General features: G+C 62.8%; 12 protein-coding genes. 9 read left to right on the top strand and 3 right to left on the bottom strand.

Translation table 11 applies throughout. From position 1 onward, the window contains the following. Window positions 1-183: 183 nt before the first annotated feature. Complete coding sequence (locus tag IB266_RS17145; protein ID WP_412548311.1) at window positions 184-2628, top strand: penicillin-binding protein 1A; 2445 nt, start codon at window positions 184-186, stop codon at window positions 2626-2628. Between the two features lie 247 nt (window positions 2629-2875). Here the strand turns inward: IB266_RS17145 and IB266_RS17140 are convergent, their stop codons facing one another. The 3 genes from IB266_RS17140 to rpmE form a co-directional block, all read right to left on the bottom strand. Further along, the gene (locus IB266_RS17140) at window positions 2876-4144 is read right to left on the bottom strand and encodes a malic enzyme-like NAD(P)-binding protein (RefSeq protein ID WP_053117649.1); all 1269 of its coding nucleotides are present in this window, start codon (window positions 4142-4144) and stop codon (window positions 2876-2878) included. Between the two features lie 185 nt (window positions 4145-4329). Then, window positions 4330-5112: a thermonuclease family protein gene (locus IB266_RS17135; RefSeq protein ID WP_192261874.1), complete on the bottom strand. Its 783-nt coding sequence runs from the start codon at window positions 5110-5112 to the stop codon at window positions 4330-4332. A gap of 41 nt (window positions 5113-5153) precedes the next feature. After that, complete coding sequence (gene rpmE, locus IB266_RS17130; RefSeq protein WP_014336159.1) at window positions 5154-5378, bottom strand: 50S ribosomal protein L31; 225 nt, start codon at window positions 5376-5378, stop codon at window positions 5154-5156. A 289-nt stretch (window positions 5379-5667) separates the two neighbouring features. Here rpmE and IB266_RS17125 point away from each other — a divergent pair, with 289 nt between their 5' ends. From IB266_RS17125 to phaZ, 8 genes are all read left to right on the top strand, one after another. Next, on the top strand, window positions 5668-7887 hold the full coding sequence (locus tag IB266_RS17125) for a primosomal protein N' (RefSeq protein ID WP_192261873.1): 2220 nt from the start codon (window positions 5668-5670) through the stop codon (window positions 7885-7887). A 262-nt stretch (window positions 7888-8149) separates the two neighbouring features. Then, a complete protein-coding gene (argS, locus tag IB266_RS17120; RefSeq protein ID WP_060739565.1) occupies window positions 8150-9886 on the top strand; it encodes an arginine--tRNA ligase in 1737 nt (578 codons plus the stop codon). A 1-nt stretch (window position 9887) separates the two neighbouring features. After that, window positions 9888-10583: an SPOR domain-containing protein gene (locus IB266_RS17115; protein ID WP_003196959.1), complete on the top strand. Its 696-nt coding sequence runs from the start codon at window positions 9888-9890 to the stop codon at window positions 10581-10583. Between the two features lie 256 nt (window positions 10584-10839). Beyond that, on the top strand, window positions 10840-11370 hold the full coding sequence (gene hslV, locus IB266_RS17110; RefSeq protein ID WP_003196958.1) for an ATP-dependent protease subunit HslV: 531 nt from the start codon (window positions 10840-10842) through the stop codon (window positions 11368-11370). A 50-nt stretch (window positions 11371-11420) separates the two neighbouring features. Beyond that, window positions 11421-12758, top strand: coding sequence for an ATP-dependent protease ATPase subunit HslU (hslU, locus tag IB266_RS17105; protein WP_053117636.1), 1338 nt, complete (start codon window positions 11421-11423; stop codon window positions 12756-12758). 165 nt (window positions 12759-12923) lie between these two features. Further along, window positions 12924-13301, top strand: coding sequence for a gamma-butyrobetaine hydroxylase-like domain-containing protein (locus tag IB266_RS17100; RefSeq protein WP_060739567.1), 378 nt, complete (start codon window positions 12924-12926; stop codon window positions 13299-13301). Between the two features lie 278 nt (window positions 13302-13579). Further along, window positions 13580-15259, top strand: a complete 1680-nt coding sequence (gene phaC, locus IB266_RS17095) for a class II poly(R)-hydroxyalkanoic acid synthase (RefSeq protein WP_072407362.1) — start codon at window positions 13580-13582, stop codon at window positions 15257-15259. Between the two features lie 260 nt (window positions 15260-15519). Continuing rightward, entirely contained in the window at window positions 15520-16377 is an 858-nt protein-coding gene (gene phaZ / locus IB266_RS17090; protein WP_003186648.1) for a poly(3-hydroxyalkanoate) depolymerase, read from the top strand. Window positions 16378-16457 lie beyond the last annotated feature (80 nt).

The following is a 16457-nucleotide window of genomic DNA, read 5'->3' as shown; positions in this document are numbered from 1 at the left end:
GAGTTACGGACTCTCTAATATGCATTGCGTTCAATCACGGCCGTCCGACGGACGTCCGGATGGCATTCCCGACGAAAAAAAATGCTTATAATGCCCAGCGTTTTTTTCGCTTTGTTGCAAGCTCGGGTTCTTCCCTGCACCTGGCGCCTTTTTCATTCTTTGCCTGGATATCCAAAAGCCTTGATTCGTCTGCTGAAATTTTTCGGATGGTCCATCGTCGCCGTTTTCTGCGGACTGCTCTTGGGCCTGAGCGGTGCCTTTCTTTACCTTAGTCCGGGATTGCCGTCCGTGGAGGCACTGAGAAGTATTCAGTTGCAGATTCCTTTGCGGGTGTACAGCAGCGATAACAAGCTGATCGCCGAATTTGGCGAAATGCGCCGCACACCGATCCGTTTCGCCGACATTCCCCCCAATTTCATCAATGCGTTACTAAGTGCTGAAGACGATAACTTCGCCAACCACTATGGCGTCGATCCCGGCAGCCTGATGCGCGCCGCCAGCCAGTTGGTCAAGAGCGGACACATCCAGTCCGGTGGCAGTACCATCACCATGCAGGTGGCCAAGAACTTCTTCCTGACCAGCGAGCGCAGTTTCTCGCGCAAGACCACCGAGATCCTCCTGGCCCTGCAGATCGAGCGACAGCTGACCAAGGATGAAATCCTCGAGCTGTACGTGAACAAGATTTACCTGGGCAACCGCGCCTACGGCATCGAGGCGGCGGCACAGGTGTATTACGGCAAGTCGATCCGCGACGTGAGCCTGGCGCAGATGGCGATGATCGCCGGCCTGCCCAAGGCACCGTCGCGCTTCAACCCGCTGGCCAACCCGGCGCGCAGCAAGGAGCGTCGCGACTGGATCCTGGGGCGCATGTACAAGCTCGGCAAGATCAGCGAGGCCGACTACACCGCCGCGATCAATGAGCCGCTGAACGCCAGCTATCACGTGCCGACCCCGGAAGTGAACGCCCCGTACATCGCCGAGATGGCCCGTGCCGAGATGGTCGGGCGCTATGGCAGCGACGCCTACACCGAAGGTTTCCGCGTGACCACCACGGTGCCGAGCAACTTGCAGGAAATGGCCAACACCGCGCTGCACGAGGGCCTGATGACCTACGACCAGCGCCACGGCTACCGTGGCCCTGAATCGCGCCTGCCGGGCAAGACCAAGGAAGCCTGGGCCCTGGAGCTGACCAAGCAGCGCACCATCAGCAGCCTGGAGCCGGCGATCGTCACCTCGGTGGACAAGGACGGCATCAAGGTGTTGACCCGCAACGGCGAGCAGGAAGAACACGTGGCCTGGGACACCATGAAATGGGCCCGTCCGTTCCTCAATACCAACAGCATGGGCGCCGCCCCACGGCAGCCGTCGGACGTTGCCCAGGTCGGTGACCTGATCCGCGTCCAGCGCCAGGCGGACAACACGCTCAAGTTCAGCCAGATCCCGGCTGCCCAGGGCGCCCTGGTGTCCCTCGACCCACAGGACGGCGCCATTCGTTCGTTGGTGGGTGGCTTCGCCTTCGAGCAAAGCAATTACAACCGTGCACTGCAGGCCAAGCGCCAGCCAGGCTCGAGCTTCAAGCCGTTCGTCTACAGCGCCGCCCTGGATAACGGCTACACCGCCGCCAGCCTGGTGAACGATGCGCCGATCGTGTTCGTCGATGAGTACCTGGACAAGGTCTGGCGGCCAAAGAACGACACCAATACGTTCCTCGGCCCGATTCGCCTGCGCGAGGCGCTGTACAAATCCCGCAACCTGGTATCGATCCGCCTGTTGCAGGCGCTGGGCGTGGATCGCACCATCGACTACATCAGCAAGTTCGGCTTCAACAAGCAGGACCTGCCGCGCAACCTGTCCCTGGCCCTGGGCACCGCGACCCTGACGCCGATGGAAATCGCCACGGGCTGGAGCACCTTCGCCAACGGCGGCTACAAGATCACCCCGTTCATCATCGACAAGATCGAAAGCCGCAACGGCGAGACATTGTTCGTGGCCAACCCCCCACGGGTCCCTACGGGCGAGCAGGCCAGCGATGGCGTTGCCGCACCGTCCACCGACACGTTCACGGTCAATGCGACGCCAGGCGAAGCCACCACGGCCCCAGGCCTGCCGCAAGCACCCGCCGTCGCGGAGCGCATTGTCGATGGCCGCACTACCTTCATTCTCAATAGCATGCTGCAGGACGTGATCAAACTCGGCACCGGCCGTCGCGCCCTGGCCCTGGGCCGCACCGACCTGGCGGGCAAGACCGGTACCACGAACGAGTCCAAGGACGCCTGGTTCTCCGGCTACAACGCCGATTACGTGACCACGGTCTGGACCGGTTTCGACCAGCCTGAAAGCCTGGGTCGCCGTGAGTTCGGCGGCACTGTGGCGCTGCCGATCTGGATGACCTACATGGGCGCCGCCCTCAAGGACAAGCCGCCGCACACCCAGCCGGAACCGGAAGGCATCCTCAGCCTGCGGGTCGACCCGGTCAGCGGCCGCGCGGCCACGCCGGGCACCCCGGGTGCGTACTTCGAGCTGTTCAAGAGCGAAGACACGCCACCGTCGGTCAACGAGCTGGGCAACGGTGTCGCACCAGGCAGCCCGCTGCCAGCGGACGAAGCGGCGCCGATCGATCTGTTCTGACCGGTCTCATCCAAAAGCCCCGCCTTCGAAAGAAGTGCGGGGCTTTTGTTCTCAATGACACAACTACCTGTGGGAGCGAGCTTGCTCGCGATAGCGTCGGATCAGCTTGCATCAATGTTGAATGCCAGGCCGTCATCGCGAGCAAGCTCGCTCCCACAGGGGTCTGTGATGGTCATACAAAAGCGGCGACCAACAAAAAGCCCCGACTCTCAGGAGCCGGGGCTTTTTGTTGAAGCGCTACAACGGCTTAGCCGTTGAACACGTCATCCACGCTCTTGAGCGGGTAGTTCTTCGGGTACGGCAGGGTGGCCACGCCCGTCTCGATGGCGGCCTTGGCCACGGCATCGGAGATCAGGGTGATCAGGCGGGCGTCCATTGGTTTCGGGATGATGTACTCACGACCGAATTCCAGCTTGATGCCGCCGTAGGCGTCGCACACTTCCTGAGGCACCGGCAGCTTGGCCAGTTCGCGCAGGGCGTTGGCGGCCGCGACTTTCATCTCTTCGTTGATGCGCTTGGCGCGAACGTCCAGGGCACCACGGAAGATGAACGGGAAGCCCAGTACGTTGTTGACCTGGTTCGGGTAGTCCGAACGGCCGGTGGCCATGATCACGTCGTTGCGAGTCGCGTGAGCCAGTTCCGGGGAGATTTCCGGGTCCGGGTTCGAGCAGGCGAACACGATCGGGTTCGGCGCCATGCGCAGCAGGTTTTCCGGGCTCAGCAGGTTCGGACCCGACAGGCCGACGAACACGTCGGCACCGTCCAGGGCGTCCGCCAGGGAGCGCTTGTCGGTCGCGTGGGCGAAGACGGCCTTGTACTGGTTCAGGTCGTCACGGCCGGAGTGGATCACGCCGGTACGGTCGACCATGAAGATGTTTTCGATCTTGGCGCCCATGCTCACCAGCAACTTCATGCAGGAGATGGCCGCAGCGCCAGCACCCAGGCAGACGATCTTGGCTTCCGGCAGGGTCTTGCCGGCGATTTCCAGGGCGTTGATCATGCCGGCCGCGGTGACGATGGCGGTGCCATGCTGGTCATCGTGGAACACCGGGATGTCGCACTGTTCGATCAGGGCGCGCTCGATCTCGAAGCACTCAGGTGCCTTGATGTCTTCCAGGTTGATGCCACCGAAGGTGATGGAGATGCGCTTGACGGTGTCGATGAAGGCCTGCGGGCTCTCGGAATCGACTTCGATGTCGAATACGTCGATACCGGCGAAGCGCTTGAACAGTACGCCCTTGCCTTCCATGACTGGCTTGGAAGCCAATGGGCCGAGGTTACCCAGGCCGAGAATCGCGGTGCCATCGGAAATGACTGCAACCAGGTTGCCTTTACCGGTGTATTTGTAGGCCAGTTCAGGGTCGCGAGCGATTTCGCGGACTGGTTCGGCTACGCCGGGGCTGTAGGCCAGCGACAAGTCGCGAGCAGTAGCGGTGGCCTTGGTGAGCTCGACACTCAGCTTTCCTGGACGAGGATGCGCGTGATATTCGAGAGCGGCAGTTTTCAGATCAGACATGTGGGCATTCCGCTTTTTACTGTGTTGGACAGACGGACCGCCGAGGATACGCGCCTCGCAAAGTCCCTACAAGACTGACCAGTCACTGCTGTCAAGCGCCCTACTCTACGACTTTGGACCAAGAGCCGCGAAACACAAGGGCTACATGCATACAATATGACCGAATAATGTCTACAATTATTTTCTTACAGGACCGCTTCCAACATGGCCGGATCGGTCAACGGCAGCATCCATCGCGCCTGGCCAGCCTTGTTCCCGCCACGCCGGGCGCGGTCGACGACCCAGCCCCGGGCCTCGATTTTCCGCCCCTTGAGCCGCTCCAGGGCCGAGGCGTCGAAGCGCCTCTGCAAACCCGGTGCAATGTGCAGGACAACCGGCCCCTGCAATTCAATCCAGACACCACCGCGATTGCGCTGCACGCTTTCTACCCGCCCGCTCGTCAGCACGAAACCTGGGGCATCGATCTGTTCCGCCCGGACGATAGGGGATTTCTTCCAGAGGCCTGCCCCGGCTTGCCGCGCCTGACGCTCAGCCACTTGCTGGCAACTGACCAGGTCGACGTTCGGCGCAACCGCCACCAGAAACCCCAGCCCCTCGGCAATCAACCGTTCCTCGAGGTTCTCGCCCCGGGCGTTGTAGACGTGGGCCAGGGTACGACCGTAATCATCACGGTCGTCCTTGCCAGGCAATACGCCCACCCGGCCATCGTTGGCGGCCACCAGGGCTTCGAGTCGCTGGCGCGCCGCCACGGCGAAGGGTTCGTCGGCGCGGCCGCGCTTGCCCAGCTCAGGGCTGTTGAGACCGATCATCCGAATGCGGCGCCCATCCTCCAGGTACAAGGTGTCGCCGTCCACCACGCGCTGCACCGCCACCTGGGGCAGGCTGCCCGGCGAAGGACAGGCCCCCTGGGCACCACAGAACCAAATCGCAGACACAAAAAAGGCGCCCGCAAGGGACGCCTTCTTCATCAATCTGGAGCAGTCGAGACGACCATCCAAAATGATCAGCCTCAGGCTTTTGGAGTAACTTTGCCGAAAGCACCGAAACGATCGGCGAACTTCTGAACGCGGCCGCCGGTATCCAGAGTCTTTTGCTTACCGGTGTAGAACGGGTGGCACTCGTTGCAAACGTCGATCGCCAGGGCTTTGCCATAGGTCGAACGCGTTTCGAACTTGTTGCCGCAGCTGCAGGTTACGGCAATTGCTGGGTATTCCGGATGGATATCGGTTTTCATGCTGTTTTCCTCAGGCTAGCGTGCCGCCACCCAACACTATTGTTGAATACCGCACGTAATTAGGCCGCGGATTCTACCAGACATCGTCATTCGCGCAAGCTGTCGCTTATACCAACCGTCTGCTAGGCTCGCGCCCTCAAGCACAATCCCTGTGGGAGCGAGCTTGCTCGCGATAGCGATGGGTCAGTTGCGGTGATGTTGGCTGTGCCGCCGCTTTCGCGAGCAAGCTCGCTCCCACATTGAATCGCGCTCAGCCTTGCGAACTTGTCCGCTTACCGAGATTCCCCGCGTGCCCAACGCCATCCTGCGCCTCGCCCTGCCTTCACCTCTGCGCCGCCTGTTCGACTACCGCGCCCCCGCCGGGGTCCTGCGCGCCCAGTTGCAGCCGGGCATGCGCCTGCGGGTGCCGTTCGGCCGGCGGGAAATGATCGGCATCCTGGTGGAGGTCACCGATCACAGCGAGGTCCCGGTCGACAAGCTCAAACCAGCCCTGGCCCTGCTCGATGCCACGCCGCCGCTGCCCGCCGCGCTGTTCAAGTTGTGCCTGTGGACGTCCCAGTATTACCAGCACAGCCTCGGCGACACCCTGAGCTGGGCGCTGCCGGTGCTGCTGCGCCAGGGCGAGCTGGCCGAGGCGCGCCAGGAGCGGTTCTGGTCGGTGGCCCCGGGGGCCTCGCTGGACGATCCGCGCATCGCCCGCGCGCCGCGCCAGCGCGAGGCCTTGGCGACCCTCGCCCAACACCCCCATGGCGTGGCCCACCAACTGCTGAGCAAACTGATGCTCAGCAAGGACAGCCTCGACCTGTTGCTGGCCAAGGACCTGGTCCAGGTGGAGATCCGCCGGCACGCCCCCGGCGCCCGCCACGAACATTGGCTGGCCCAGCCGGAACTGCCGCTCAACGCCGAACAGCGCGCCGCTTGCGAAGCGATTCGCGCAGGTTTCGACAGTTATCACGCCTTTCTGCTGGCGGGCGTCACCGGCAGCGGCAAGACCGAGGTCTACCTGCAACTGATCCGCCAGACCCTGGAGGCCGGCAAGCAGGCCCTGGTGCTGATTCCGGAAATCAACCTCGGCCCCCAGACCCTGGCGCGTTTCGAGCAACGCTTCAATGCGCGGATCGCCCTCGTGCACTCGGCAGTCAACGACCGCGAACGCCTGGAAGCCTGGCTCGCCGCCCGCGACGGCGAGGCCGATATCATCATCGGCACCCGCTCGGCCCTGTTCACGCCGATGAAAAACCCCGGTCTGATCATCATCGACGAAGAACACGACGGCTCTTATAAACAGCAGGAAGGCCTGCGCTATCACGCCCGCGACCTGGCGCTGGTGCGCGCCCGCCAGGAAAACATCCCGATCGTCCTCGGCTCGGCCACGCCTTCGCTGGAAAGCCTGCACAACGCCTACACCGGCCGCTACGGCCTGCTGCGCCTCAACGAACGGGCCGGCGGCGCCAAGCAACCGCGTTTCCTGCGCCTGGACGTGAAAAGTCGTCCACTGGACAGCGGTATTTCCGGGCCGATGCAGCAAGCCATCGGCCAGACCCTCGCCGCCGGGCAACAGGTCCTGGTGTTCCTCAATCGCCGCGGTTTTGCCCCGACCCTGCTGTGCCACGACTGCGGCTGGATGTCCGGCTGCGAACGCTGCGACGCGCGGATGACCGTGCATCAACGCCATGGCGAGCTGCGTTGCCACCATTGCGGCCACGTCGAACGCGTGCCAAGGCATTGCCCGCAGTGCGGCAAAGTGGACTTGCGCCCGGTCGGCGCCGGCACCGAACGCGCCGAGGAACGGCTGGGTATCCTGTTTCCGGACTACCCGGTCTTGCGGGTGGATCGCGACAGCACCTCGCGCAAGGACGCGATGAACCAGCTGTTCGCGACGATCCAGAAGGGCCAGCCGTGCATATTGGTGGGCACGCAGATGCTCGCCAAGGGGCATCACTTCCCGCGGGTCACACTGGTGTCGATCCTCGATGCCGATGGCGGACTGTTCTCCGGCGACTTCCGCGCCAGCGAGCGCATGGCGCAGTTGATCGTCCAGGTCGCCGGCCGGGCTGGGCGGGCCGAGGAGCCGGGCAAAGTGATTATCCAGACGCACCTGGCCGATCACCCGCTCTTGATCCAACTGACCGAGCAGGGTTATTTCGCCTTCGCCGAACAGGCCTTGAGCGAACGCCGCAGCGCTGGCCTGCCACCCTTTTCCCACCTGGCGCTGCTACGGGCCGAAGCCCACAAACCGGGGCAGGCCGAAGGTTTCCTCGATGAGGCCTGCAGCGAGGCGGAGCGTTTGCTGGCAGAGCAGAGCCTCACCGGCATCGAACTCCTGGGGCCGGTGCCGGCGCCGATGGAGCGCCGGGCCGGGCGCTATCGCGCGCAGCTTTTATTGCAGGCCAACGCCCGGGCGCCGCTGCATCGGCTATTGAGTGCCTGGTTGCTGGCGCTGGAGCAGATGCCCAGCGGACGGGCGGTGCGCTGGTCGCTGGATGTGGATCCGGTGGATTTGTATTGAATGGACCACAAACCTGCCCCTGTGGGAGCGAGCTTGCTCGCGATTGCGACGGTACAGTCGACACTACCGTCACTGACCCACCGCTATCGCGAGCAAGCTCGCTCCCACAGGGGATCGCGTGCATCCAGGCCAGCAAGAATAGTCACCACACATCCCCAACCGACCCGCTACAGTTGGCAAGCTCGTCCGGGCCACGGATAATGCCCAGTTTTTCCACCAGCGCATCGAAGCGCCGCCGCGCCTGCGGTTGAAAGAGAAGACCATGAAAGACACCATTCGCCAGCTCATCCAGCAAGCCATCGCCCAACTCGTCGCTGAAGGTGTGCTGCCAGAAGGCCTGTCGCCGGCGATTCAGGTCGAGAACACCCGCGACAAGACCCACGGCGACTTCGCCAGCAACATTGCGATGATGCTCGCCAAGCCGGCCGGCATGAAACCTCGCGACCTGGCGGAAAAAATCATCGCTGCGCTGCCGGCCGACGAAAACGTCAGCAAGGCTGACATCGCCGGCCCCGGGTTCATCAATTTTTTCCAGAACACCCAGGCCCTGGCTTCGCGCCTGGATGCGGCCCTGGCCGACGAACGCATTGGCGTGCGCAAGGCCGGCCCCTTGCAGCGCACCGTGGTCGACCTCTCGGCCCCCAACCTCGCCAAGGAAATGCACGTCGGCCACCTGCGCTCGACCATCATCGGCGACGGCGTGGCCCGGGTCCTGGAGTTTCTTGGCGACACCGTGATCCGCCAGAACCATGTTGGCGACTGGGGCACCCAGTTCGGCATGCTGATGGCCTACCTGCAGGAAAATCCGATCACCAGCGACGAGCTGTCGGACCTGGAGAATTTCTACCGTGCCGCCAAGCAACGCTTCGACGAGTCGCCCGAGTTCGCCGACCGTGCCCGTGGCCTGGTGGTCAAGCTGCAGGCCGGCGATGCCGAGTGCCTGGCGCTGTGGAGCAAATTCAAGGACATCTCCCTGTCCCACTGCCAGAAAATCTACGAGCTGCTGAACGTCAAGTTGACCATGGCCGACGTGATGGGTGAAAGCGCCTACAACGACGACCTGGTCAACGTGGTCAACGACCTCAGGGCCAAGGGCATGCTGGTGGAAAGCAACGGCGCCCAGTGCGTGTTCCTCGACCAGTTCAAGACCGCCGACGGCGAGCCACTGCCGGTGATCATCGTCAAGGCCGACGGCGGCTACCTCTACGCCACCACCGACCTGGCGGCCGTGCGCTACCGCAACAGCGTGCTCAAGGCCGATCGAGTGCTGTATTTCGTCGACCAGCGCCAGGCCCTGCACTTCCAGCAAGTGTTCGAAGTGGCACGCCTGGCCGGCTTCGTGACCCGCCCGATGGAAATGGAACACATGGGTTTCGGCACCATGAACGGCGCCGACGGCCGCCCGTTCAAGACCCGCGATGGCGGCACGGTGAAGCTGATCGACCTGCTGACCGAAGCCCAGGACCGCGCCTACACCCTGGTCAAGGGCAAGAACCCGGACCTGGCCGAGGACGAACTGCGCAAGATCGCCAAGGTGGTGGGCATCGACGCAGTGAAATACGCCGATCTGTCCAAGCATCGCACCAGCGACTACAGCTTCAACTTCGACCTGATGCTCAACTTCGAAGGCAACACCGCGCCGTACCTGCTGTATGCCTACACCCGCGTGGCGGGGGTGTTCCGCAAGCTCGGCAAGGGTTTTAACGAAGTGGACGGCCAGATTGTGCTCGAGGCCCCTCAGGAACAGGAGCTGGCGGCGAAGCTGGCGCAGTTCGGCGAGGTCCTGAACAACGTCGCCGACAAGGGCACGCCGCACACCCTGTGCGCCTACCTGTACGATGTGGCCGGCCTGTTCTCCAGCTTCTACGAGAACTGCCCGATCCTCAATGCGCAAACCCCGGAGCAAATGCAGAGCCGCCTGCGCCTCGCCGCGCTGACCGGGCGCACGCTCAAGCAAGGCCTGGAACTGCTGGGCCTGGAAACCCTGGAGCGCATGTAAGTTGGCCGCCAAGAAAAAACCTGCACCCAAGCGCGGCGCCAGTCGTTACCAGCCTCCAGCCAAAAAACCGATTCCAGGTTGGTTGTGGATGGCCATCGGCCTGACCGTCGGCGCGTTCATTGTGTTCTTGATGAAGCTGGAGCCGGGCCAGGGCGATGACGTCAAGCGCGTCCGCCAAGAGCAGCAGAAGGCCACGCGCATCGCCGAAGCCAACAAGACCCCGCCGAGCCCGACGCAACCGGTGAAGCCGAAATACGACTTCTACACCCTGCTGCCAGAATCGGAAGTCATCGTGCCGCCCGATGCCGTGCCGGAGAAAACCCTGCCGACGCCGCAAGTGCCCACCACACCGGTGACCCCGGCCGAAGCGGCGAAGATCGACACTGCTCGCGCCCAGGCGGCCCTGGCCGGCATCACGCCGCCACCAGCCCCTCCGGTGCAGAAGGCCGCGCCGGTGACGAAGTTCTTCCTGCAGGCCGGCTCGTTCCGCAAGGAAGCCGACGCCGACAAGGTCCGCGCGCAGATCATTCTGCTGGGCCAGTCCGTGTCCGTGGAATCCGGGACGGTGAAGGACGAAACCTGGTACCGGGTATTGGTCGGCCCGTTCAGTAACCGCGAGGAACTGACCAAGGCCCAGAAACAATTGGCGGGCAGTGGTTTCAGCAACCTGTTGTTACAACAACGCCAGAGCCGCTGATTCCCACCGAGAACGCCTGTGGCTATGGCTTTTGTGGCGAGGGAGCTTGCTCCCGCTGGGCTGCGCAGCAGCCCTCAAAAGCCTGGGACCGCTACGCGGTCCAGCGGGAGCAAGCTCCCTCGCCACAGAGCATTTCTTTGACACAAACGGCCAGATGCCGCTCGTCCCCTCCCCCACCCCACAGTTGAAAAACCCCACGTCACCCCCATATGAGTTCCATCCGGGCATTTTCGCCCCGCTGCGTGGAGACTCTCCCTTGACCACCATCGTTTCAGTCCGCCGTCATGGCAAAGTCGTCATGGGCGGCGACGGCCAGGTTTCACTGGGCAACACCGTGATGAAAGGCAACGCGAAAAAAGTCCGCCGCCTGTATCACGGCGAAGTCATCGCCGGGTTCGCCGGCGCCACCGCCGATGCTTTCACCCTGTTCGAACGATTCGAAGGCCAGCTTGAAAAACACCAGGGCCATCTGGTCCGCGCCGCCGTGGAGCTGGCCAAGGAATGGCGGACCGACCGCTCCCTGAGCCGCCTCGAAGCCATGCTCGCGGTCGCCAACAAGGACGCCTCGCTGATCATCACCGGCAACGGCGACGTCGTTGAGCCCGAGGATGGCTTGATCGCCATGGGTTCCGGCGGTGCCTACGCCCAGGCCGCGGCCAGCGCCCTGCTGAAAAAAACCGACCTGTCGGCCCGCGAGATCGTCGAGACTGCCTTGGGCATCGCCGGCGACATCTGTGTCTTCACCAACCACACCCAGACCATTGAGGAGCAGGACCTCGCCGAATAAGCCTGCCACCCGTGCACCGGCTCATTCTTGCTTGAGGACCGCCAATTATTATGTCCATGACTCCCCGCGAAATCGTCCACGAACTCAACCGCCATATCATCGGCCAGGACGATGCCAAGCGCGCCGTCGCCATCGCCCTGCGTAATCGCTGGCGCCGGATGCAGTTGCCCGAAGAGCTGCGCGTCGAAGTGACCCCCAAGAACATCCTGATGATCGGCCCGACCGGTGTCGGCAAGACCGAAATCGCCCGGCGCCTGGCCAAGCTCGCCAACGCGCCGTTCATCAAGGTCGAAGCCACCAAGTTCACCGAAGTCGGCTATGTCGGCCGCGACGTCGAGTCAATCATCCGTGACCTGGCCGATGCCGCGATCAAGCTGTTGCGCGAACAGGAAATCACCAAGGTCCGCCACCGCGCCGAAGACGCCGCCGAAGAGCGCATCCTCGACGCCCTGCTGCCACCGGCGCGCATGGGCTTCAACGCCGACGCCGCCGCGACCCAGGATTCCAACACCCGCCAGCTGTTCCGCAAGCGCCTGCGCGAAGGCCAGCTAGACGACAAGGAAATCGAGATCGAAGTGGCCGAGATGGCCGGCGTCGACATTTCCGCGCCGCCGGGCATGGAAGAAATGACCAACCAGTTGCAGAGCCTGTTCGCCAACATGGGCAAGGGCAAGAAGAAAAGCCGCAAGCTCAAGGTCAAGGAAGCGCTGAAGCTGGTGCGCGACGAAGAAGCCGGCCGCCTGGTCAACGAAGAAGAATTGAAGGCCAAGGCCCTGGAAGCGGTCGAACAGCATGGCATCGTGTTCATCGACGAAATCGACAAGGTCGCCAAGCGCGGCAATGTCGGCGGTGCCGATGTGTCCCGCGAAGGTGTACAACGCGACCTGCTGCCGCTGATCGAAGGCTGCACGGTCAACACCAAGCTGGGCATGGTCAAGACCGACCACATCCTGTTCATCGCTTCCGGTGCGTTCCACCTGAGCAAACCGAGCGACCTGGTGCCGGAGCTGCAAGGCCGCCTGCCGATCCGCGTCGAACTCAAGGCGCTGACGCCGGAAGACTTCGAGCGCATCCTGAGCGAGCCCCATGCGTCCCTGACCGAACAGTATTGCGCGCTGCTCAAGACCGAAGGCCTGAGCATCGAGTTCACGCCAGAAGGCATCAAGCGCCTGGCCCAGATTGCCTGGCAGGTCAACGAGAAGACCGAGAACATCGGTGCCCGTCGCCTGCACACGCTGCTCGAGCGCTTGCTCGAGGAAGTGTCATTCAGCGCCGGCGACCTGGCCAGCGCCCACAACGAAGCGCCGATCCTCATCGACGCCGAGTACGTCAACAGCCACTTGGGTGAATTGGCGCAGAACGAAGACCTGTCGCGGTATATCCTGTAACCCACCGACAGATTTCCCGGGACCTGTGGGAGCGAGCTTGCTCGCGATGGCGGCATCACATTCAACCCATGAGTTGACTGTCAAACCGCTATCGCGAGCAAGCTCGCTCCCACATGGACCGTGTCGCTTTTGCAGAAGGCATCCTTCCGAGACGGATCACAGGCCATGACCAAACTCCCCACCGCCATCAACCTGCACAAAGCCTCCAAGACCCTGACGCTCAAATACGCGCCGGACGAGGAGTACCACCTGCCGGCCGAATTCCTGCGGGTGCACTCGCCTTCCGCCGAGGTCCAGGGCCATGGCAAACCCATCCTGCAATACGGCAAGCTCAACGTTGCCCTGACCAAGGTCGAACCGGCCGGCCAGTACGCACTGAAACTGACCTTCGACGACGGCCACGACAGCGGATTGTTCACCTGGGACTATCTCTACCAGTTGGCGGTGCGCCAGCAGGACCTGTGGAACGATTATCTTGGCGAACTCAAGGCCGCCGGAAAAACCCGCGATCCGAACGCGTCCGTCGTCAAGCTGATGCTCTAGCTCAAGGGCTGGCGCTTTAGGGCGATTTTTCTAGACTCATCTGCTTGAATGCCCGCGCAGCAACGTCAATGACTGGCCTGCTTGCGAAAAAAATTAAACTCGGGTAACCAATGGAGCTGGCAAGTTCCCTGCAAAGGAACCGGCGAGTTCCTGGCATACGTTTCCTCATTGGCCCTCGATGCGGAATTAATGGTCACCCGAGCAGCGTACCTGGTATCGGCTGTGTGGCTTCATGGCACCAACCGGGTACTCGTCTGAAGGACAATGGAGCGTCGTAGATGAGCAACAAGAACAACGATGACCTGAAGTACCAGGCCTCGGAAAATACCCTGGGGTTGAATCCCGTCGTCGGCTTGCGCAGGAAAGACCTGCTGGCCTCTGCCCGCATGGTGCTGACCCAGGCCATCAAGCAACCGCTGCACAGCGTCAAGCATGTCGCCCATTTCGGCGTCGAACTCAAGAATGTCCTGTTCGGCAAATCCGAGCTGCAACCGGCCGGCGACGACCGCCGCTTCGCCGACCCGGCGTGGAGCCAGAACCCGCTCTACAAACGCTACCTGCAAACCTACCTGGCGTGGCGCAAGGAGCTGCACGCCTGGATCGACGACAGCAGCCTCTCGCCCGCGGACATCAGCCGCGGGCATTTTGTGATCAACCTGATGACCGAAGCCATGGCCCCGACCAATTCGGCGGCCAACCCGGCGGCGGTCAAGCGCTTCTTCGAAACCGGCGGCAAGAGCCTGCTGGACGGCCTGTCCCACCTGGCCAAGGACCTGGTGCACAACGGCGGGATGCCGAGCCAGGTGAACATGGGCGCGTTCGAGGTCGGCAAGAGCCTGGGCGTGACCGAAGGCGCCGTGGTGTTTCGCAACGACGTGCTGGAGCTGATCCAGTACCGGCCCATCACCGAGCAGGTCCACGAGCGCCCCCTGCTGGTTGTACCGCCACAGATCAACAAGTTCTACGTGTTCGACCTGAGCCCGGACAAAAGCCTGGCGCGCTTCTGCCTGCGCAGCAACGTGCAGACCTTCATCGTCAGCTGGCGCAACCCCACCAAGGAGCAGCGCGAGTGGGGCCTGTCGACCTACATCGAGGCGCTCAAGGAGGCGGTGGATGTGGTCACGGCCATTACCGGCAGCAAGGACGTGAACATGCTCGGCGCCTGCTCGGGCGGCATCACCTGCACCGCGCTGCTGGGCCACTACGCCGCCCTCGGCGAGAAAAAGGTCAATGCCCTGACCTTGCTGGTGAGCGTGCTCGACACCACCCTGGACACCGACGTGGCGCTGTTCGTCGACGAACAGACCCTCGAAGCGGCCAAGCGCCACTCCTACCAGGCCGGCGTACTCGAAGGCCGCGACATGGCCAAGGTCTTCGCCTGGATGCGCCCCAACGACCTGATCTGGAACTACTGGGTCAACAATTACCTGTTGGGCAACGAACCGCCCGTGTTCGACATCCTGTTCTGGAACAACGACACCACGCGGCTGCCGGCGGCGTTCCACGGCGACCTCATCGAAATGTTCAAGAACAATCCACTGATCCGCCCCAACGCACTGGAAGTGTGCGGCACGCCCATCGATCTCAAGCAGGTCACCGCCGACATCTTCTCCCTGGCCGGCACCAACGACCACATCACGCCGTGGAAGTCCTGCTACAAGTCGGCGCAGTTGTTTGGCGGCAAGGTGGAGTTCGTGCTGTCGAGCAGCGGGCATATCCAGAGCATCCTCAACCCGCCAGGCAACCCCAAGTCGCGCTACATGACCAGTGATGACATGCCGGCCAAGGCCGAAGACTGGCAGGAGAATTCAACCAAGCACACCGACTCCTGGTGGCTGCATTGGCAGGCCTGGCAGGCCGAGCGCTCGGGCAAACTGAAAAAAGCCCCGACCGTGCTAGGCAACAAGGCCTATCCGGCCGGTGAAGCAGCGCCCGGCACCTATGTGCATGAGCGGTAAGGGATACAACTCGTCTGCTGCGGGGTGGGCTTGCTCACGAATACATCCCGCCAGCCGACACTGAATGCAAGGCCCACAGCGCTGGCGAACATAAAATCCATGTTCACAGCAGATCCCCCTGTGGGAGCGAGCTTGCTCGCGATGACGGCGGTACATCCAACATCAATGTAGGCTGACACACCGTTATCGCGAGCAAGCTCGCTCCCACAGGGGATCGGGGAAAAATGAAAGACAGCGACCCAACCCACAGGGCTTGAAGCATGCCGCAACCGTACATCTTCCGTACCGTCGATCTGGATGGCCAGACCTTGCGCACCGCGGTACGTCCCGGCAAGCCTCACTTGACGCCCTTGCTGATTTTCAACGGCATCGGCGCCAACCTCGAGCTGGTGTTCCCGTTCATCCAGGCCCTGGACCCGGACCTGGAAGTCATCGCCTTTGACGTGCCCGGTGTCGGCGGCTCATCGACGCCCAACCGGCCGTATCGCTTTCCGGGCCTGGCCAAGCTCACCGCGCGAATGCTCGATTACCTCGACTACGGGCAGGTCAACGTGATCGGCGTGTCCTGGGGGGGCGCCCTGGCCCAGCAGTTTGCCTACGACTACCCGGAGCGCTGCAAGAAGCTGGTGCTGGCGGCCACGGCGGCCGGGGCGGTGATGGTGCCGGGCAAACCGAAGGTGCTGTGGATGATGGCCAGCCCCCGGCGCTACGTTCAGCCTTCCCATGTGATGCGTATCGCACCGCTGATCTATGGCGGTTCGTTCCGCCGTGACCCGAGCCTGGCGGCCAGCCACGCGGCCAAGGTTCGTTCGGCGGGCAAGCTCGGTTATTACTGGCAACTGTTCGCCGGCCTCGGCTGGACCAGCATCCATTGGCTGCACAAGATCCACCAGCCCACACTGGTGCTGGCCGGCGATGACGACCCGCTGATTCCCTTGATCAACATGCGCATGCTGGCCTGGCGCATTCCCAACGCCCAATTGCACATCATCGATGACGGCCATCTGTTCCTGATCACCCGGGCCGAGGCGGTGGCGCCGATCATCATGAAGTTCCTGGAGGAAGAACGTCAGCGTGCCGTGATGCATCCGCATCCCTCGCCGCTGGGCGGCGGCTGAAACCGCCCATTTGCGCCTGGCAGGACGCCGGATCGCGCAGCGACCCGAAACAGCGACTATGTTGTCTGGTTCGGTGTGTT

Origin of the sequence: Pseudomonas sp. Pdm06 (genome assembly GCF_014851795.1) — a bacterium.
Classification (GTDB): Bacteria; Pseudomonadota; Gammaproteobacteria; order Pseudomonadales; family Pseudomonadaceae; genus Aquipseudomonas; species Aquipseudomonas fluorescens_AA.
This window is presented reverse-complemented; position numbering and strand designations above follow the sequence as displayed.